Here is a 20,984-nt window from a genome sequence, read left to right on the forward strand (position 1 = left end):
ATTATACGAGCAGGAGATTTTAATGAAGACAAAACTACCGATTCTTGGCGTTTTAGGGGGTATGGGCCCAGTGGTTACCGCCGAATTTCTTAAGTCGATTTATGAATATAATCCTTTTATTGATAAGGAACAAGAATCCCCTAATGTCATCGTTTTTTCTTTTCCCTCTGCACCCGATCGCACAGGTTCTATTGATAGTGGAAAAGAAAGAGAATTTATTGATTTTATCCAAGTCAATCTAGAACATCTCAATAAACTGGCTGATTGCATAGTCATTGGCTGTTGTACGGCTCATTATGCTCTACCTCAGATCTCCGAAAATCTGAAGGATAAACTTCTTTCCTTAATTAAAATAGCGGATCAAGAACTCCAAGAATATAATGAACCTACCCTTTTACTTGCTAGTACAGGGACTTACCAGAAAAAATTATTTCAGGAAGGCTGCACCACCGCAGATCTGATTATTTCTCTCTCAGAAAGCGATCAAAAGTTGATTCATGAAATGATCTATAAAGTGCTAAAAAGAGGACACGATCCGTTAAGTATTCTTAGGGATATAGAAGCATTATTAGAGAAATATAACACTCGCTCCTATATTTCTGGGTGTACCGAATTTCATCTCTTAACAAAATCTCTCAAACTCAAAGGAATTGACTCCATTAAAGCGATCGATCCTTTAAGTACCATCGCTCAAAACTTTTCTCAGTTAATCATCAAACAAGCTCAGGTAGACCGAGGGACCGACTGCCATCAACCTTCAACCCCAAAAAGCCCTTGACCATCGCAGCCCTAGGAGGTACAATTTAAACTTGAATTGGCCACTTCTGACTTTTAACTTGCGCGTAGCGATATACTGATTCATAGGGTTTTCGAGATTGGTTCTATTTTTGATCAAGAGGTGTAAAAAAAGTGTCTAAGCATTCAATCAGTTTTGGAGGACAATTGGAAGATAATTGGCGGACTCTGTCAGAAGTCTTAGAAACTGCCACTAAACATAATAATCATGGAATTACTTATATTAAAAATGACGCAGCTGAATATTTTCAGAGTTATCAAGACTTATATCAAGATGCTCTAGTTATTTTAAATGGACTGGAACAAAAGGGGATAAAATTAGGGCATAAAGTTATCCTACAAATTGCCAAAAATCACGACTTTATTCCCGCACTTTGGGCTTGTTTTTTAGGGGGAATTATTCCAGTTCCTTTGACCGTTGCTCCTAGCTATGATCTGGAAAATTCTGCCGTCAAAAAACTAGAGAATGTTTGGAAAATTTTAGACAATCCTTTGATATTATCCGATAGTGAACTAATTACTGAAATTGAAAAATTAGGAACTTACTCTCATCTAGAAGGGTGGCAAGTTATCTCAGTTAATGAACTCAGAAAAGCCCCCTCTAAAGTCCATCAATTGCCGATTCTTGATCCACAAGATCCAGCCTTATTACTCTTTACTTCGGGTAGTACAGGTATGCCCAAGGGAGTAATATTAACTCATCATAATATTCTGTCCATGACTGCTGGTACAGTGGCAATGAACCACTTTACCCAACAAGAAGTTACCCTTAATTGGATGCCCTTAGATCATGTAGGAGCTATCGTATTTTTAGGAATTATGGCGGTAGATTTGGCTTGTCATCAAATTCATGTTCCGATGGAATTAGTCCTACGCCAACCCCTCCAATGGTTAGAACTCATTCAAAAGCATCAAGTAAGCATTTCTTGGTCCCCTAACTTTGCATTTTCCTTAATTAATCAACAGGCAGAAGAACTTAAGCACGCCTCTTATAACCTCTCCTCAATGAAATTTTTAGTGAATGCTGGCGAGCAAGTTTCAGTAAAAACGATTCGCCTATTCTTAGAAATTCTTGAAAAACATCAACTACGGGAGAGAGCGATTAAACCAGCTTTTGGCATGACTGAATCCTGTTCTGGGATTACTTGGTCAGCCGGTTTAAGTAAAAATGAACTCACCGAAGAAAATAGTTTTGTCTCTCTAGGAAAGCCGATTCCTGGAGCAACTATCCGGATAGTCGATCAGGAAAATAATCCTTTACCTGAAAGAGAAATTGGAAAGCTTCAAATTCAAGGTAATTCTGTTACTAAAGGATATTACAATAATACTGAACTCAACCAGGAAGTTTTTCAAGAAGGGTGGTTTACTACGGGAGATTTGGGGTATTTATTTAAGGGCGAACTCTTTATTACTGGGCGAGAAAAACAAGAAATTATAATTAATGGTGTTAATTACTTTGCCCATGAACTTGAAACAACAATCGAAGAATTAGAAGGGGTTAAAGTATCTTATACAGCCGCCTTTGCCGTCTTTGATCAAAGTCGAGAAACTGACTTATTAATTATTACTTTTAGCCCAGAATCTGATCAATTTGAACACTGGATAAAAGTTGTTAGAAAAATTCGCAGTCATTTGACCCAAAAATTCGGAATTGCTCCAGCTTATGTCATTCCCTTAGAAAGAAATTTAGTTCCTAAAACCTCTATTGGCAAAGTTCAAAAATCTAAATTAAAAAAGGATTTTGAACAGGGATTATTTAGCAGCCGTATCCAAGAAATAGATCAATATTTAGCAAAAGAGCGTCAGAAAAATCAAACCTTACCTCAATCAGAAAATGAACGTCAAATAGCAGCAGTTTGGAGTGAAGTTTTACAGTTAACCTCAGTTGGTTTAGAGGATAACTTCTTTGAACTAGGGGGACATTCTATACACTTAATCCGAGTTCAAAATGAACTTGAAAAACTTTTTAACCGTCAGCTATCCCTTGCTGAAATGTTTAAAAATCCTACCGTTGCCACCCTAGCCCGTTGCTTAAGCGAAGAATCAAATACCACTCAAGTTATAGCACAAAAAAGCCGTCAACGTGCCGAAAATCGGACCCGTCGCCATAATGAAACCCATGACATTGCAATTATTGGTATGGCGGGGCAATTCCCGGGAGCTAAAAATTTAACAACCTTCTGGGAAAATTTAAAAAATGGAATCGAAACTATCTCTTTCTTTTCGGAAGAAGAATTACAAGAATCGGGAGTGTCTTCGGAACTCTTTAATCAGCCTAATTATGTTAGAGCTAGACCAATTCTCGAGCAAGTTGAATACTTTGACAGCGAATTTTTTGGCTATACAGATAGAGAGGCAGAATTACTAGACCCTCAGCAACGTTTACTTCTTGAATGTAGTTGGGAATGTTTAGAAAACGCTGGTTATAATCCTAGTACTTATCAAGGATCAATTGGTATATTTGCTGGCGCAAGTATGAACACCTATTTGATCAATAATTGTTATCCTAATCGGGGTCAATTAGATAGTAATGACGAGTTACAACCCTTCACACTAGATTCAACGGGAGGGTTTCAAACAATGGTAGCTAATGACAAAGACTATTTAACAACGCGAATTTCTTATAAACTAAACTTACACGGCCCAAGCGTTAATGTTCAAACTGCTTGCTCTACTGGATTAGTTGTAGTTCATCTCGCCTGTCAGAGTCTAATTAGTGGAGAAAGTGACATGGCTCTAGCTGGAGCTGCTTCAATTAATTCTCCTCAAAAAATTGGTTACTTATATCAAGAAGGACTGATCATGTCTCCTGATGGTCATTGTCGCGCCTTTGATGCTGAAGCAAAAGGGACTATTTTTGGCAGTGGAGTAGGAGTAATTCTGCTCAAAAGATTGTCAGATGCTTTAGCCGATCATGACCATATTTATGCAGTTATTAAAGGCTCTGCTATTAATAATGATGGTGGCCAAAAATTAGGATTTACTGCGCCTGGTGGAGAGGGTCAAATTGCTGCCGCTACGGAAGCCCTAGCCTTTGCCGGTGTTGATGCTAATACAATTAGTTTTGTGGAAGCTCATGGCACAGGAACCCCCCTTGGAGATCCCATTGAAGTTGATGCTTTAGCTAAAGTTTATCAGGGTGCAAATGAGGGAGAATGTGCTTTAGGTTCAGTAAAAACCAATATCGGACATATGCAGATTGCTTCCGGTATTGCTGGTTTAATTAAAGCGACTTTAGCCCTCAAATATAGAGTTATTCCGCCTACATTACATTTCCAAAATCCTAACCCTCAAATTAATTTTTCTCAGACTCCTTTTTATATTAATAATGAAGCTATTTCTTGGACTACTAAGCAAGACAAGGACGAAAAATTACCCCGACGGGCAGGGGTAAACTCTTTAGGTATTGGTGGGGTTAATGCTCATGTTATTCTAGAAGAAGCTCCTCCCATTATTCCTCAAGACAATCAGAGCAAACGTCCCTATCATTTGCTCACCCTTTCCGCTCGAACCGAACCGGCTTTGAAAGAGTTAGTAAGTCGCTACATAGACTTTTTAGAAAGTCAACCTGAAAAGGATATGTCTGATGTAGTATTTACGGCAAATACAGGCCGAGTTCATTTCTCAAATCGTTTAGCCTTAACTGGCTATAAAAACAGTGATTTTATTGAACAATTACGTCAGTTCAAGCAACTAGATTATCAGTCAACTATTCATGGTATAGCTGATGAAAAAAGACCGCCTAAAATTGCCTTTTTATTTACAGGACAAGGGTCTCAATATGCAGGGATGGCTCATCAACTCTATCAGACTCAACCCACCTTTAGAAAAACTTTAGACGCAGGGGAAAACTACTATCAAAAACTAACGGGTAAATCCCTGCTAAACGTCGTATTTGCTGATACAGATGACCCCTTAAACCAAACCGCTTATACCCAACCGGCACTATTTCTGATTGAAGTTGCTCTCGCTCAATTATGGCATTCTTGGGGAATTCAACCAGCCGCCATTTTAGGGCATAGTTTAGGAGAATATTCTGCTGCTTGTTTTGCTGGCGTTTTTGATCTTGAAAGTGGCTTAAAACTGGTCACCCATCGAGGCAACTTGATGGGGCAATTACCCCAAAATCAAGGGGAAATGGCCGCTATTTTTCTCGATAAGAACTCAGTTATTGAGCAGTGCCAAAGCCAAGGCATAAAAATCGCTATTGCTGCCATTAACGCGGAACAACATACCGTTATTTCTGGAGAAAAAAGCGTAATTCAAGAACTCTGTAACCATTTCACTAATGCCGGGGTGAAAGTTCGTCAACTCAAAGTTTCCCATGCTTTTCACTCCCCTTTAGTAGAGCCAATGGTTGCAGAATTTAAAACGATTCTTCAAGAGATTTCTTTCAGTCAACCTCAAATTTCTCTGGTCTCTAACCTAACAGGAGAAATTGCTGATGACAGCATTATGACTCCTCAGTATTGGCTTCAACATTTACTAAATACGGTACAATTTCATCCAGGGGCTTTATTCCTACAATCTCTCGGATGTGATACCTTTATTGAAATTGGACCTCAACCTATTCTCTCAGGAATTGTTCAATCATCCCTATCTTCATCTGAACCTCTAACTCTACCCAGTTTACGCTCAGGATTTTCTGATTGGCAAGTTTTATTAGAAAGTCTGGGCAAACTTTATGTTCGCGGTGCAAAGATAGACTGGTTTAGTTTTGATCAAGACTATCATCCTAGACGATGTGCTTTACCTACTTATCCCTTTCAAAAACGTCAACACTGGATTCCTTTAAAAACCCCATCTGCAACTGTTCCACAGGAATCTAATCTAGTCAAAATGTTATCTGAAAAGGACAAAAATACTTTGATGCAAACCCTCTTAGAAACAGGTCATTATTCTGAAGATGAAAAACCAACAATATCCGCCATTGTTCAACAGTTGATTAAACTCTATTATCAGGAAAAAGAGGACTTTAATTTTGCCAAATTACTTTATCAAGTAGCTTGGCTTCCCTGGGATTTAGCCAACGGTAAGCTACAAAATTTGACCCCCCTTAAAACTGATTTAGAGGTTTACTTAGAACCCCAATTACACTCCTCAGAATTGATGGGAGTTTCTCGCGCTTTTTCCGAAATGGAAAAACTGGCAGCTGACTTTGTTGTTAAAGCTCTGAAAGATTTAGAACTCTTTCAAATGAATACCTTTCTTGATCCCGATCAAAGTTTTATTCAAGCTGAACTTAAACAAGAATATAAATCTTTCTGGAATCATCTTCTAGAAATATTGGCGAAAGTCGGCATTTTAGAAAAGCAAAATACCCTATGGAAAATTGTTAAAGAACCCGAACACTCTAATCCTGATTTAGCGGTAGAGGATTTAATCAATCATTATCCTAATGCTCAAATAGAACTCAATCTATTTCGACAAGTTGCCACAAATTTAGCAGCCATTATTACGGGAAAAATATCTCCTTTATCTATCCTATTTTCTCAAGATGGACAAGGAGGAGCCAGCGAGTTTTATAAAAATACATCTTCGGCAAAAATTCTCAATCTGGGTATCTCTAAAACCGTTGAACTTCTCCTCTCAAGTTATGCTCCCTCAGCCTCCCTCCGCATTCTCGAAATTGGCGCGGGAACTGGAGCTACAACCCAACAGGTTCTTAAAGCTTGTAAGTCTCGTCAAATTACCTACACATTCACTGATGTTTCCCCCTTCTTTCTAGAGAAAGCTAGAGATAATTTGGCTGAATTTTCTGGACTAGAATACAAAGTACTCGATATTGAAAAAGCTCCGAAATTACAAGGTTTTTGCTGCCATTCTTATGACTTGATTATCGCGGCTAATGTCTTACACTCTACCGCCAATTTACAAGAGGAAACCTTGCCTCATATTCAAAGTTTACTACGTCCAGGCGGTCATTTATTACTGTTAGAATTAACTCAGCAATCTCCCTGGATTGATTTAATCTTTGGTGTGACTCAAGGTTGGTGGCGTTTTAGCGATTATCATTTGCGCCCAAATCATCCTATAATTACAGCATCGACTTGGGAATCTATGCTGCTTAAATCGGGGTTTTCTCAGGTAGAATTTGTTTCTCCTGATCAAAAAATAGGTAGTGTTTTATTTCAGCAAAGTATTATTCTGGCTCAAAGTTCAGAAATCTCCCCTAACACCGCTAAAAACTGGCTAATTTTTACTGATATTGAACCCCAACAAAATACTTTTGCCTTAGGGATTCAAGAGCAACTACTTAAAAAGTGTGATTCCTGTCGGATAATTTATCAAGGGGAGAAAAATACACAAATATCATCTTCTGAGTCTTGTTTGAATGCTAATCAACTACAACAATTAGAGGAATGGTTTGCGTCAAATCCATCTCCAGATCGGATTATTTATCTTTTGAATAGTACTCCCAAAGAGCAACCAGAATCCATTTTATTGAATCGCTGTAACTATCTTTTAAATCTTCTCAAAGCTATTCAAACAATCCCTAATCCCCCTCAATTATTCCTTGTCACTCAGGGGGCCCAACCCTTTGAATTAGAACAGCCTTCTTTAGGGTTTCAGTCTCCTCTTTGGGCAATGGGGCGTGTTATTGCCCTAGAAAATCCGCAATTATGGGGAGGTATGCTGGATCTTGATCCCGACGTTGATATTAATCAAAATATTACCGCATTACTATTAGGATTAACTCATGCTCACGATGAGGATCATTTGGTCTTCCGTAAAGGTCAAGGCTATGTTGCTCGTCTGCTTCCTCTCAAGTCTCTAGAGACAACAACCGTTAAGATTCAAACTGAGGCTACCTACCTAATTACGGGAGGAATAGGACATCTAGGCTTAGAATTGGCGGAACATTTAGTCAATTTAGGAGCAAAACATCTCATTTTAACGACACGCCGCTCATTACCGGCTCGCTTCCTGTGGGATTCAGCAACCGAATTAGCCCAAATATCAGAAAAAATCAGAAAATTAGAGGAAAAAGGAGCATCAATCGAAGTTATTTCGGCAGACGTTGGCAATTTTGAGGCTATGCAGGCCATATTTACCCAGATTGAAAAAACCGCCTATCCCTTGCGTGGCATTTTCCATCTTGCCGGAATCTCAGGCCGACAAGCTCAATTAAAAGACTGTACTTTGCAGGATCTAGAAGCAGTTTTTCAGGCAAAAGTTAAGGGTTCTTGGAATTTACATCAACTATCTTTGGGTACTCAATTAGACTATTTTGTGCTGTTTTCTTCGGCGGGTGCAATTTGGGGGGCAAAGGAACAAGGCTTATATGATACTGTTAGTCATTGGCTGGATGCTTTGGCTCATTTCCGTCATCTTCAACAACTTCCTGCAACGACTTTAAATTGGGCATTATTGGCGGGTCATGGTATAGTGTCTCAAGACTATGAGGACTGGCTCAAACAGATTGGCATCAGGGAAATTGCTCCAGATATGGCCTTGAGGGTGATGGATGCTATTATGGCTTCTAATCAAACACAAGTTTTAATCGCTGATGTGGATTGGGTTCGTTTCAAAAATATCTATCAATTTAAAGGCGAGAAACCACTCCTAAAAAATTTAGGACTCTCAGAAATTCCCATTAAGTCTGTTCAAGAATCAGACTCTGTACTGCATCTTTTAGAGGATATTCCTTTAGGAGAACGCCGGGAATATTTGTTAGAATATGTTAGCAAACAAGTCAGAATTATTTTAGGGATTAAATCTATGCCAGATTCAGAACAAGGATTGATAGAAATGGGGATTGATTCCTTATCCTCTATTGAATTGAAAAATCGTTTAGAGAAAGGATTAGAAGTTCTCTTACCCACTTCTTTAATCTTTGACTTTCCTAATATTAGACGCTTAGTTGATTATCTGTTTGACCGTATTTTCGGTGAAAAAGTTCAAAAAACAGCCGAGAAGATGATTAACTTCACTGAAGTTCAGCAGGAGATTAGTGAGGATTTAATCTTACAAGAACTTACTGATTTGGAGGCTTTTTTAGGAGATTAAATAATCCTAAGCCTTGAAGTTAGAAAGCTTGAAGTTAAAAAAAATTCAAGGCATTTCCTAAAAGTTACCCTATATTCAAACTATGCAAACTCCATTTTTTCAACAAGAAACCGTAAAAAGTTCTCATCAATTTTTTGATAATTTGAAATTGATTGCCGCTCCTTACTGGTATCCAACCGATCCTAAAGGAAGGACATTTTCAGAGGTAATAAGTTCATGGGGAATGCTGTTTCTCCTTGTTTTAGTAATTGTTGGACTGGTTGCCTCTAATGCAGTTAATAGCTTCGTTAATCGCTATTTAGTTGATGTTATTATTCAAGATAAAAATGCCTCTAAGTTTCTGACAATTTTATTATTTTATGGCTTAGGATTACTTTTAATTACCCTGTTTACTGCATTTTCTAAATTTGTTAAAAAAAGAATTATTCTGGATTGGTATGAATGGCTAAATCAGCAGGTTATTACCCAATATTTGAGCGATCGCGCCTATTATAAAATTAATTTTAGATCCGATGTGGATAATCCGGATCAAAGGATAGCCCAAGAAATAGAACCCATTGCTAGAAATGCTGTTAATTTTGGAGCTATTTTATTAGAAAAAGTCTTAGAAATGACGACTTTTTTAGTAATTCTTTTCTCAATTTCCCGACTAGCCGCCTTGATTTTAGTGGCTTATACAATTATCGGCAACCTAATTGCTGTTTCTTTAAGTCGAGAATTAGATAAGATTAGTCAAGAAGAATTGGAATCCAAAGCTAATTACACCTACACTTTAACTCATGTTCGTAATCATGCTGAATCTATTGCCTTTTTTCAAGGCGAAAATCAAGAGTTGAAAATCATTCAACGTCGATTTAATAATCTCGTCAGAAATTCTCTCAGTAAGATTGATTGGGAGAAAAATCAAGACATTTTTAGTCGAAGTTATCGCTCAGTTATTCAAATATTTCCCTTTGTCGTCTTCGCTCCAGCCTATATTCGGGGGGAAATTGATTTCGGACAAGTTAATCAGGCTATTATTGCTTGCAGTATGTTTGCTAATGGTTTTTCTGAGTTAATCCTTGAATTTGGTTCTTTGGGCAGATTTTCCAGTTATGTTGAGCGTCTATCTGAATTTTCCTCGGCCTTAGAAGAAATGGACCGACAACCCAAGGATGCTAGTACCATTAAAACCCTTGAACAAAATGAGATCGAGTTTGAGGATGTTACTTTACAAACACCGGATTATGAAAAGGTAATTGTTCAACATTTATCCCTATCTATCGAACCAGGCGAAGGTTTATTAATTGTCGGACCGAGTGGACGAGGTAAAAGTTCTCTATTAAGAGCTATTGCTGGCTTATGGAATGCAGGAACTGGTTGTTTAAAACGACCTCCCTTAGAAGAATTTCTCTTTTTACCTCAACGTCCTTATATTATTTTAGGAACTCTAAGAGAACAGTTACTTTATCCTAAAACAACCCGTGAAATGACCGATGGAGAACTTGAATCCGTTTTACAACAAGTTAATCTTCAAAATATAGCCACAAAAGTTCATGGCTTTGATGCGGAAGTTCCTTGGGAAAATATATTATCTTTAGGAGAACAACAACGCCTTGCTTTTGCACGATTGTTAGTAACCCATCCCCGCTATGTAATCTTAGATGAAGCCACAAGTGCTTTAGATTTGAACAACGAACAAACCTTATATCACCAGTTACAAAAAGCACAGACAACTTTTATTAGCGTAGGTCATCGAGAAAGTTTATTTAAGTATCATCAATGGGTCTTAGAACTTTTAGAGGATTCTAGTTGGCGACTTGTTTCCATAGATGATTATCGAGCCTCAAAATCTCTGTAACTGTTTCATTGCTAAACCTCAATTTAGGAAAAATTACGATGACTACTACTTCACCAAAAACTCTGACTATGGATATTCAAAAACACAGGGTTCTTTTAATCGGAAAAATGTATGATGAAGCGGGGCAAAAACTTCTTGAAGAATCTACTAATACAGAGATTTTGTCCAACCCTACACTGGATAAAATTAATGAGGCCATTCAAGAAGTATCTGGCGTATTTGTGCGTTATCCTAATAAGTTAGAGGCTTCATCAATCCGATTAGCAAAACAATTAAAAGTAATTAGTACCTCTGGATTTGGCACAGATTCTATTGATATTATGGCAGCAACAGAACAGGGGGTTATCGTTGTTAATAATCCCGGAATGTCAACTACAGCTGTAGCAGAACACACCTTATCTATGATTTTAGCCCTTGCCAAAAAGCTCCCTTTTTTAGATCATTGTGTGAAAAAGGGTAACTATTTAATTCGCAATCAGATGCAACCGATTCAACTCGAAAACAAGACCCTTGGTATTGTAGGTTTAGGAAGAATTGGTACTCTGGTGGCTCACAAATGTAACCTAGCACTGGGGATGAGAGTATTAGCTTATGATCCCTATGTTCCAGCCAGCAAAGCGGAGACAGTAGGAGCAACTTGGGTCAAAGATTTAGATGTTCTTCTGGCTGAATCGGACTTTGTTTCTTTGCATACTGAACTAACAAGTGAAACGCGGGAAATGTTTAATATATCAGTTTTAAAAAAGATGAAACCAACAGCTTTTTTAATTAATACCTCTCGGGGAAAAGTCGTTTGTGAAAAGGATTTAGGGATCGCCCTTAATCAAAAATTGATAGCTGGATGCGCCCTCGATGTCTTTGAACCAGAACCGCCGGCTTTAGATAATCCTTTATATAATTTTGAGAATGTCATTCTCTCACCTCATTTAGCCGGAGTAACCCCTGAAGCGAGTCTAGCGGCTGCTGTTTCGGCGGCGAATCAAATATTACAAGTGCTTCAGGGAGAGAAGCCTCCTTATATGATTAATCCAGAGGTGTGGAATCTTTTTTAAAGCATCTAGAGAATCTCAGGGATTCGGTTAATTAAAAATGGCAATATTTCTGCAAAATCCTTAGGAGGATAATAATTTGGAAAACATCGGCAAAATTCCCCTCAAAGATGAATGGCGTAATCGCTGGGCAACCATCAAACAATTTATCCTTAATCCGGTTCGAGAAATGGCGTTTTTGCAAGATCAGTTTCAAGTTTCTGAACTGTATACTAATATAGCGAAACGCGATCCTCATCTTCATGATCCTAATTTTCCCCAATGGCTTAATTTTGGTTATTGGCAAGAAGAAACAACTTATAACGGAGCTTGTGCCGCTTTAGCGCGTAAATTAGCCGAAGTAGCCGAACTTAAAGCCGGAGATCACCTTTTGGATGTGGGTTTCGGTTTTGCTGAACAGGATTTACTCTGGGTAAGAGAAAACAATGTTGGCTCAATTATCGGTCTAAATACAACCGAGTTACAAGTAGAAATTGCTCAAGAAAGAGTAGCTAAAGCAGGGTTATCGGACAGGATAAAACTTCAAGTCGGCTCGGCTACTCAAATACCTTTTCCTGAGAATTCTTTTGATAAGTTGACCGCTTTAGAATGTGCTTTTCATTTTGACACTCGTGAGGATTTTTTTGCGGAAGCTTTTCGAGTTTTGCAGCCCGGTGGAAGGTTGGCTATAGCGGATTGTTTGCCTAGAGTGGGTCGAGAAATTAACTTCTGGCTGCGGGTTAATAGTAAGAAAATGTGTATTCCCTTTGCTAATCAATACGACCGACATACTTATGTGGAAAAACTCAAAAAGCATGGATTTGTTAATATCCAAGCTTTATCTATTAGTGAATATGTTTGGCCGGCAATGGTTCATTATTTTGCCCAGATTAGCCAAGGAATTAGTAAGCATGATTTAGTTATCGATCTCCAGAAAGATAACCCTGGACTTGAAGCTTGGTCAAGAAATCGGGGTTGGTTTATGGCGTTTGATGATTATCTTTTGTTTTCGGCAGAAAAGCCTAAATTAAACTGAGTTCGGTTTAAGCAGATTGATGTAAAACCCAGTCCATCGGTAGGGAGGACTTCTTGTTAGCGATCGCCTATTAATACTAAATCCGTTCAGTATAGGCTACATATCAGGACAGGCACTCATGCAAGAGGCACTCATGCAAAAGGGGGAATGAATAATCAGTCTTTAATAACCGGATTTAGTATAAGATATCCATTCAATCCGTGAAGTTGTTCAATTATCAACAGTATATCGCCAAAATAGAGAGAATAAACCCAATCCTTTGGCGAGAAAATAGGATTGAGTTAATAAGTAGTTAGGCGTTAAAAACTATCAGACACCCCCCTTATCAAGGGGGGATTAAGGGGGGATCGACACCCCCCTTATCAAGGGGGGATTAAGGGGGGATCGACACCCCCCTTATCAAGGGGGGATTAAGGGGGGATCGACACCCCCCTTATCAAGGGGGGATTAAGGGGGGATCGAACCCAAAATCTATCTTCAATTTAATTATAACCAGCTACTTACAATCCAGTCCTTGGGATAGGTTAAAAACACATCCCACGGTCTCGATTAAGTCAGAATTACTGACGAATTTGTACTGGCATCACCAAATAGGTCATCTTTAAACCTCCCAAGGGGGTAAAAATAACCGGTTGGGTACTAGCATTTAACTGCATTTGGATATCATTATTGGGTAAAGCCTTCAAACCGTCCATCAAATATTTAACATTAAAGGCAATATCGCCACTTTCTCCCTGAATTTCCGCCGCCATGGACTCTTTGGCACTACCTAAATCGGGAGACTCCACCGCTAGGGATAAACGGTCATTTTCGCTATCGAGGCTAAACTTGACTAAGTTATTCTTTTGGTCCGATAAAACCGCCACTAATTCCAAACAACGGATTAATTGTTTGCGGTCTAAAACCAAAGAGCGATCGAAGGATTTAGGAATTAACTGATTATAAGTGGGATAGGCCCCTTCTAACTTACGACTGGTTAACCTCTGTTCCCCCATTTCAAAGATGACTTGAGAATCATCCACATGCAGAGTAATAGTCTCGATATTTTGTTTTGTTGCCATCATTCTTTCCAATTCTCGCAGGGCCCGGGCCGGAATGGTGACATTAAAGCCACCAGAGGCACTTTCCACCTCCTCTAGGGGAGTTTGTACCACCGCTAAACGATGACCGTCTGTAGCGGCAAATTCTAGACAATCGACGGTTTTAGTTAAATGCACCCCCGTCAACACCTGTTTAGTTTCATCGCCACTAGCGGCAAACAAAGCGCCTTTTAGTCCCTCTGTCAAGGCAACTATAGGTAAATTAACAATTTCCCCATCGGCCACCGTGGGCAATTCTGGGAACTCATCGGCTTTCATGCCGCGAATTTGGAACTGTGCCGAGGCAGTTTTCAGGAAAGCGAGACTATGCTCCTCATCATTCTCGTTTTCTTCCACAGAGATAGTGATTTCCCCCTCTCCCAAACGAGAGACAATATCGTTAAGCAATTTTGCCGGCAGGGTAATTTTGCCCCCTTCCACCACTTCGGCCCGAAAACTGGTGCGAATCCCTAAACTCAAATCAAAAGCAGTCAGGCTAATTTCGCCCTTTTCCTCATCGGCACAAAAGAGAACATTGCCCAAAACCGGATGGGTAGGACGACTGGCAACGGCCCGACTAACTAGGGATAAATTGCTGTTGAGTTCGCTTTGACTACTGGTAAATTTCATAGCAGGAATAGTTTTTTTGTACGCTAAGAAATAATAGCAAGAATTCCCCTGTGGAAAATCTGTGGAAAACCTGAGCTTTTTTTGATCGCTCTTTCCGGGCTAAAATCTATCAATAGCAATAACTTCGCCCATTGCGAGGGTGTTTGGAGCAATTCTGAAAAGATTGTGGAAAAATGGTCAAAAGTGAAATTTTCGCCCTTTCTCAGCCAATTACATAAGTAGGTAGGCGTTAAAAGTTGTCAGATGCCCCCCTTATTAAGGGGGGATTAAGGGGGGATCCCCCCGCCTATCGGCACCCCCCTTATCAAGGGGGGCAGGGGGGATCAAACCTAAAATCCATTTTTAATTTAATTATAACCAGCTACATAAGTTGTTAAGGATCAAGCTATAAGTCAAGAAGAGCGAGACTTGATCCGACCAGCGCTCTTCCTAGGGAAAAATTGCGTCAAATGTAGGCCAGTGATCTTTAAAATGGAACAAGCAGCAGGAAGTTAACAAAACAAAGCTCTGGGGCTTTCCCAGAACCGATAGACTCAAGTAGACAAGGAGACAGGATTGGTTAGCACATCTTCGTATCAAACAACAAAATCGAAAGAAATCTTTACAGCCGCTCAAAAATTAATGCCGGGGGGTGTAAGTTCCCCCGTGCGGGCCTTTAAATCCGTCGGTGGTCAACCCATCGTTTTTGAAAGCGTCAAAGGGGCCTATATTCGCGACGTGGACGGTAACGAATACATCGACTATGTGGGAACTTGGGGGCCGGCTATCTGTGGTCATGCCCATCCCGAAGTGATTGCCGCCCTACACGATGCCCTAGACAAAGGAACCAGTTTCGGCGCTCCCTGTGTTCAGGAAAATATTCTCGCTGAAATGGTGATTGATGCCGTTCCCAGCATTGAAATGGTGCGTTTTGTCAATTCCGGCACCGAAGCCTGTATGTCCGTCCTGCGCTTAATGCGGGCTTTTACCGGCCGGGATAAAATCATCAAATTCGAGGGCTGTTACCACGGTCACGCCGATATGTTCCTCGTTAAAGCCGGCTCTGGTGTAGCGACCCTGGGCCTACCCGACTCGCCGGGGGTTCCCAAAACCACCACTAACAACACTTTAACCGCCCCCTACAATGACCTGGAAGCGGTCAAAGCCCTCTTTGTCGAAAATCCCGACTCGATCGCCGGGGTGATTTTAGAGCCAGTGGTGGGTAATGCCGGCTTTATCGTGCCGGATGCTGGCTTTTTAGAGGGATTGCGGGAATTAACCAAGGAATACGGAGCCTTATTAATGTTTGATGAGGTAATGACCGGATTTCGCATCGCCTACGGTGGCGCTCAGGAAAAATTCGGCATTACCCCCGATTTAACCACCCTGGGCAAAGTTATCGGCGGTGGGCTGCCGGTGGGGGCCTACGGCGGTCGGGCCGATATTATGGCGATGGTGGCTCCGGCCGGCCCGATGTACCAAGCGGGAACCTTATCCGGCAACCCTTTGGCCATGACAGCAGGAATTAAAACCCTCGAGTTACTCCAGCGCCCCGGCACCTACCAATATCTCGATAAAGTGACCAAATCCTTAACTGAAGGGCTGCTGAAAGTGGCCAGAGATGCTGGTCACAGCGTTTCTGGAGGTTATATTAGCGCCATGTTCGGAATGTTTTTCACTGGCTCCCCCGTACATAACTATGAAGATGCCAAAAAGGCCGATGTGGCTAAATTCGGTCGTTTTCACCGGGGAATGTTGGAAAGAGGCGTTTATCTAGCTCCTTCCCAGTTTGAAGCTGGTTTTACTTCTTTAGCTCACACAGAGGCCGATATCGAACGGACTTTGGCCGCCGCTAAGGAGGTTTTAGCAAGTTTATAGTTAATGCCGCTTCGACTGGGAAAATTGATTGATAGAGTCCCAAGATTGATGAGTTGACATTTCCCCGCTTGCAAAAGACGGGGATTCTCCGGGGAAATTTGCGGAGAAACCCCGAACAATCGAGGGATTATTCTCCCCAGCACTGTCAAACCTATCAGTCTAACCACAGGCCGACCCTTTTTAGTCAACCAGATGGAGGAGACCATGAGCAAGCGGTATCTAACTTGACAAAAATTACCTCGGTTTTTATAATCCTGAAACCGTTAACAAAATTGAGCGATAAATAGCCCAGCAAAAAATCAAGAAAAACAGCAAAAAAAACGGGGTTCCCCCCTTGACAAATAGCCAAAACTAGGCATTAGTTAAATTTAATGATTTTTTAATAAAAACCGCTTTCTATCACCAGAAAGAGCGATGGGTAGATTTTTATCAGAGTAATGTAATCATCTTTACAACTATCGGGGATCAAAGGATGTTAGGGTGAAGGAGCGATGACAAACCCACTTTAAGATCACCCCAATTGCTATGGCACAGATTCTCGATCCCCTCCCCAACGGCAAGAAAAATAGTATTCTTTGTTGCTATGTCAATGCGACCAGTCATATTCAAATTGTTCGCATCACCAATATTGCTAACTGGTATTTTGAAAGGGTGGTTTTCCCCGGGCAGCGTTTAGTATTTGAGACCCTAGCGGATGCTTTCTTAGAGATTCATACGGGGATGATGGCCAGTGCCATCCTTTCCGATAACATCCCCTGTGAACGCCTTTATATCAGCGATGGGGATGACGATGACTCCGATGGTCAACTAGAGGGGGAAATATTCTACCCCCATTCCCTAGAGGAAAGTCAAGGGGCGAAAATTGACAATACCGTACCCTTCGGTTTAAGTTTAGCTTCCGCCTAGCTAATCAACTAATCTGATAATTCCCCTCGCACGAGAATCACAGTGCAATTAACGGCACGGGCAATCGTCGAGGGGATATTGCCATTTAATAACTGATTGAGCAGACTCTCTCTAGATGCACCCAAAAGCACCAAGGAACAATCTTCCGATTCTACCAGATTAATTACCGCCTCGGCCGGAGAGGCCGAACGAATCGGTAAAGGCACGACTGGCTGTGCGATCGCTTTTTGTAAAGATGCTTGTAAAACTTCCAAAGTGGACAGATCTGGCAGTAACTCCGTCGGAGAATAAATTTTACATAACCAAAGTTCGGGATGATCCGAAGACTCGGACAAAGACAGCAAACTAGGCAATAATGCTAAAGCTCGTTGAGCATTGGGACCTCCGGCAGTGGGAATCAGCCAAATCCTTTCCCGATTAAGATCGTTGGGAAAACAATCCTTTGTCCCCAATTTTACCAAGATGGTTTCACAGGGAGCCTCAGCGATCAAAGTATCGACTGAAAACCCGAAAATCGCCCCAGTAGTGGATTTTTCCCCCGTCCAACCCATAATTAATAAATTGCTGTGTCGTTCGCGAATCGTGGCTAAAATCCCGTCGGCGATATCCTGAGCCACAGAAATTTGTGTATGAACAGAGATATGCTGCTGTCGGGCTAATCTTTCCAGACGATGAAGTAATTTGCGTCCTTCCCGTGTATCTACCTTTACTTCCGCCGGAGAACTAAGACGAGGCACAGTAATCACATAGAGACAATCTATCTCATAATTGCGTTCACTGGCGATCGCAGCAGCAATTTTAAACAAAGCAGTAGCGGTGTCAGGATTGGCAATAGGTAATAAAATCCGGCCTATTCCCACAGCTGGGGAACGAGTTTGATAAACCACATAGGAAGGGGTACTGGGTTGGGGCAGTTGACAAACTCCCCCCAATTGATCGGCTTCCACCCGAATAATATCGGTGCGGGTGATGATCCCCACCAGTTTTTGACCGTCGGTAACGGGTAAACGGGAAAGCTGATAGCGATTTAAGAGAAATAAAACATCGGTTAAAGCTGCCTGGGGGGCCACAGTAATCGGATTGGGAGTCATGATCTCCCGTAGGACTGTTTGACTGTTTTTTGATCGCCATTTATCCAGATCACTTTGGGTAAAAATCCCCAATAGTCGCCCCTGTTCCACCACGGGAAAACCGCGATGATGGGAACGGGACATAATTTTCACCACTTCCCCCAGGGGTAAATCCGCCGGCAGAATTTCCACCTGCGATTGCATCACATCCATAGCCGACAGATGGGCCAACACATCATTAGAAGGGGTTTCTTCGTTGAGAATAATACCACTAGCGGAAAGTAAATGCTGATAGAGGGAACCGGGGTGAATGCTTTCGGCAGTGATATAAGAAACGGCACAGGTCAACATCAGGGGCAGCACAATATTAAAATTGCGATGCAGTTCAAAGACAATCACGATCGCCGTTACCGGAACCCTGACTACTCCCGTAAAAAAAGCCCCCATACCGGCTAAAGTATAACTAGGTTCGCTGCCGAAACCCATCATTTTCGTCTCGATTCCCCCCACCAGAAACCCCAAGCAGGATCCCAACACCAAAGCGGGGGCGAGGAGTCCTCCCGGAGCGCCGGAACTATAGGAGATCATCGTCAGGAAAAAATAGACCACAAAAGCGAGGGCGGTATTCTGCCAACTTAATTCCCCTGCCAGCAAAAATTCGCGTAAACCCGTATTATCCCGAAAAAAGTCGGGTAAAAAGGCCACTACCGTTCCCGATAACCAGCTGACCAGACCGATGCGCCAAGCCAGAGATAACCGCCAACGCCGCTGCAGCTGGCTACAAAAAAGGATGCCTTGATTGAATAAAGCCCCCAATAAGCCCGCTAAAACCCCCAAAAGGCAATAAATGGGTATTTCTTGGGCAGAGAAGCTAATATTGGCATATTCAGTGATGATCGAGGGGGTATTCTGCAGCATCATCGAAACCACGGCCCCGGTAAAGGAAGCCACAATCGCCGTTTCTAGGGTCATACTGGAGACATCGCGCATTAATTCCTCGATCACAAAGAGGACGCCGGCGATGGGAGTAGTAAAACCGGCGGCTAACCCCGCGGCTGCCCCGGCTGCGATCATCTGACGACGGTGATCGGGACTGGTGGGCAGCCAGACGCTTAATTGGGCCGCTAGGGCTGCTCCGATGTGTACCGTAGGGGCGCGACGACCAAGGGTTAAACCACCGCCAAGGATCAGGATCGCCCCGATCATTTTTACTAGGGCGACCCGCCAAGACAGGGGCAAAGGATATTTAGCTAAGGCCGCTTTTACTTGGGGAATACCACCCCCGGCGGCCGCGGGGGAGAAGTGTTCGACAATCCAACCGGCACTGTAACCGAGCAGAAAACCGCCGAGGGGCAAAACTAGGAAAGGAGAGGAATTGGCTACTAGATGCACCCGCCAACCACCTAACCAACCGATACCCAATTTCAGGATAATAGCGGCAAGGGCGGAGAGAATTCCGATTAAACAGGCTACCAGTAAAGCATAGCGACTATCGGTTGCGCTACGTCCGAAGTGTTGGGATTTAAACCACTGACGGAGGTTTTGGTGACGGGCAAAAAGTCCCATAATTATCAGGGAGAATCAAGGCAATGGCGGAGCGAGGATTTATTTAGGGTTCTGATTCCTCGTTTCTTTAATCATAGGCCGTTAAGTTCTGTCACCGTTCACCTTGTTGCTACCAGTGGCCCTAATAGTAGTTTTTCTATCGATGGGCTAGGATCAAAGGTTGTCCCTGTCTTTGAGCGGAGGGTATTTTAAAGTTTCAAGAGAAATATAATCAGATATAGTCAAGCATGGCAATATGTGGACAGGAAACTATCAGACTAGGCAAAAAAAACAGGAATAAGTTATCGAACGGCTTGGAGGTGGTGGAAACAAGGGAATTTAACAGGCTATCAATTGCCTTCTGGTACAATTATCATAACGGATGACAACCATTCAAAACCCGACTTGATAGCTGGCACTTATGCAAGAGTTTCCAGCGCCGAAAATAAAGACAATCTAGATAGACAAGCTGACCGATTAAAAGATTATGCTGTTGCTAGAGGCCACAAAATCTACAAAGTTGTCGAAGAAGTAGGCAGTGGGATAATCGCCAACAATTAGCCAAAATTCTAGTTGACCCCAATTATGTTGGTTCAATAATTTTTATCCCTGCTCTAAATTCCCGCAGTGCTTGAGCATGATTTTCTGTATTAATACAACGCATCAATAAACCTACATCTAAACTCGGTAAAAGTTGCGATTTACTAACAGCTTCATATCCCTCATTTCCTAAACTATAAAACAATAACTCATCATTCGTCCAAAACCAAACTTCAGGAATTTGTAACCGTTTGTATGCTTCCAGTTTATTAATTCCTCCACTACTAACAACCACCTCAATCACTAAATCAGGATGTTTTCTATTTGCTCCCAATTCATAAGATTCATCACCTTCTTTTTTAACCTTTTCAAATTCATTTTCTAGGGTGACAGAACCAGTAGGAGTAAAATCTAATTCCAAAAATTCTAAATAAATTTCTACTAAAGAAGCAATACGTTTTTTGATAGTTTCCTGTTTTTTCCCTGGCATTTTTCTAATCTCCAAAACTCCATCTAAAAAAGATAACCTTAACCCTGGGCGCTCAATTAGCTGTTCAACAGCTTTAAATTCTCTCCAGGTTAGGTCACTAATTAAAATTGGTTCTGCTTCCCGTTCAATGAGTGTAGTTATCATAATTTAAACCCAAA

10 protein-coding genes and 1 pseudogene are annotated in these 20,984 nt (G+C 41.4%); 8 read left to right on the plus strand and 3 right to left on the minus strand.

What is annotated here, in order from left to right:
- The first annotated feature begins 22 nt into the window (after positions 1–22).
- The 5 genes from MAE_RS16680 (at position 23) to MAE_RS16700 (ending at position 12,709) form a co-directional block, all read left to right on the plus strand.
- Positions 23–778: an aspartate/glutamate racemase family protein gene (locus MAE_RS16680; protein WP_002797059.1), complete on the plus strand. Its 756-nt coding sequence runs from the start codon at positions 23–25 to the stop codon at positions 776–778.
- Positions 779–909: 131 nt separating this feature from the next.
- Positions 910–8,805, plus strand: coding sequence for a type I polyketide synthase (locus tag MAE_RS16685; protein WP_012266632.1), 7,896 nt, complete (start codon positions 910–912; stop codon positions 8,803–8,805).
- A gap of 82 nt (positions 8,806–8,887) precedes the next feature.
- Positions 8,888–10,645 (plus strand): ABC transporter ATP-binding protein/permease, encoded by a 1,758-nt coding sequence (locus MAE_RS16690; protein ID WP_002797061.1) that lies wholly within the window; start codon positions 8,888–8,890, stop codon positions 10,643–10,645.
- Positions 10,646–10,683: 38 nt separating this feature from the next.
- Positions 10,684–11,697, plus strand: coding sequence for a hydroxyacid dehydrogenase (locus tag MAE_RS16695; RefSeq protein ID WP_002797062.1), 1,014 nt, complete (start codon positions 10,684–10,686; stop codon positions 11,695–11,697).
- A 76-nt stretch (positions 11,698–11,773) separates the two neighbouring features.
- Positions 11,774–12,709, plus strand: coding sequence for a class I SAM-dependent methyltransferase (locus MAE_RS16700; RefSeq protein WP_002797063.1), 936 nt, complete (start codon positions 11,774–11,776; stop codon positions 12,707–12,709).
- Between the two features lie 560 nt (positions 12,710–13,269).
- Here MAE_RS16700 and dnaN read toward each other — a convergent pair.
- Positions 13,270–14,418, minus strand: a complete 1,149-nt coding sequence (gene dnaN, locus MAE_RS16705; protein WP_012266634.1) for a DNA polymerase III subunit beta — start codon at positions 14,416–14,418, stop codon at positions 13,270–13,272.
- A gap of 555 nt (positions 14,419–14,973) precedes the next feature.
- On the opposite strand from dnaN, the gene hemL reads away from it, so the two are divergent.
- Together hemL and MAE_RS16720 are read left to right on the plus strand one after the other, a co-directional pair.
- A complete protein-coding gene (gene hemL / locus MAE_RS16710) occupies positions 14,974–16,275 on the plus strand; it encodes a glutamate-1-semialdehyde 2,1-aminomutase (RefSeq protein WP_002761693.1) in 1,302 nt (433 codons plus the stop codon).
- A gap of 525 nt (positions 16,276–16,800) precedes the next feature.
- Complete coding sequence (locus tag MAE_RS16720; protein WP_002761692.1) at positions 16,801–17,181, plus strand: DUF1830 domain-containing protein; 381 nt, start codon at positions 16,801–16,803, stop codon at positions 17,179–17,181.
- Positions 17,182–17,189: 8 nt separating this feature from the next.
- On the opposite strand, the gene MAE_RS16725 is transcribed toward MAE_RS16720, so the two are convergent.
- Positions 17,190–19,817 carry a chloride channel protein gene (locus MAE_RS16725; RefSeq protein WP_012266636.1) on the minus strand — a complete coding sequence of 876 codons (2,628 nt, stop codon included), beginning with the start codon at positions 19,815–19,817 and terminating at the stop codon, positions 17,190–17,192.
- A 390-nt stretch (positions 19,818–20,207) separates the two neighbouring features.
- Here MAE_RS16725 and MAE_RS35180 point away from each other — a divergent pair.
- Positions 20,208–20,342 (plus strand): annotated as a pseudogene (locus MAE_RS35180) (recombinase family protein); the annotation flags it as partial.
- Positions 20,343–20,379: 37 nt separating this feature from the next.
- Here the strand turns inward: MAE_RS35180 and MAE_RS16735 are convergent.
- Positions 20,380–20,970 (minus strand): Uma2 family endonuclease, encoded by a 591-nt coding sequence (locus tag MAE_RS16735; RefSeq protein WP_012266637.1) that lies wholly within the window; start codon positions 20,968–20,970, stop codon positions 20,380–20,382.
- Positions 20,971–20,984 lie beyond the last annotated feature (14 nt).

It is taken from the genome of Microcystis aeruginosa NIES-843, from assembly GCF_000010625.1.
GTDB classification, from domain to species: Bacteria; Cyanobacteriota; Cyanobacteriia; order Cyanobacteriales; family Microcystaceae; genus Microcystis; species Microcystis aeruginosa.

Excerpts from the sequence above, each read along its gene's own strand:
- MAE_RS16725 (WP_012266636.1), bottom strand. The coding sequence starts at position 19,817 with ATGGGACTTTTTGCCCGTCACCAAAACCTCCGTCAGTGGTTTAAATCC.
- MAE_RS16720 (WP_002761692.1), top strand. The coding sequence starts at position 16,801 with ATGGCACAGATTCTCGATCCCCTCCCCAACGGCAAGAAAAATAGTATT.
- dnaN (WP_012266634.1), bottom strand. The coding sequence starts at position 14,418 with ATGAAATTTACCAGTAGTCAAAGCGAACTCAACAGCAATTTATCCCTA.
- MAE_RS16695 (WP_002797062.1), top strand. The coding sequence starts at position 10,684 with ATGACTACTACTTCACCAAAAACTCTGACTATGGATATTCAAAAACAC.
- MAE_RS16690 (WP_002797061.1), top strand. The coding sequence starts at position 8,888 with ATGCAAACTCCATTTTTTCAACAAGAAACCGTAAAAAGTTCTCATCAA.
- MAE_RS16735 (WP_012266637.1), bottom strand. The coding sequence starts at position 20,970 with ATGATAACTACACTCATTGAACGGGAAGCAGAACCAATTTTAATTAGT.
- MAE_RS16680 (WP_002797059.1), top strand. The coding sequence starts at position 23 with ATGAAGACAAAACTACCGATTCTTGGCGTTTTAGGGGGTATGGGCCCA.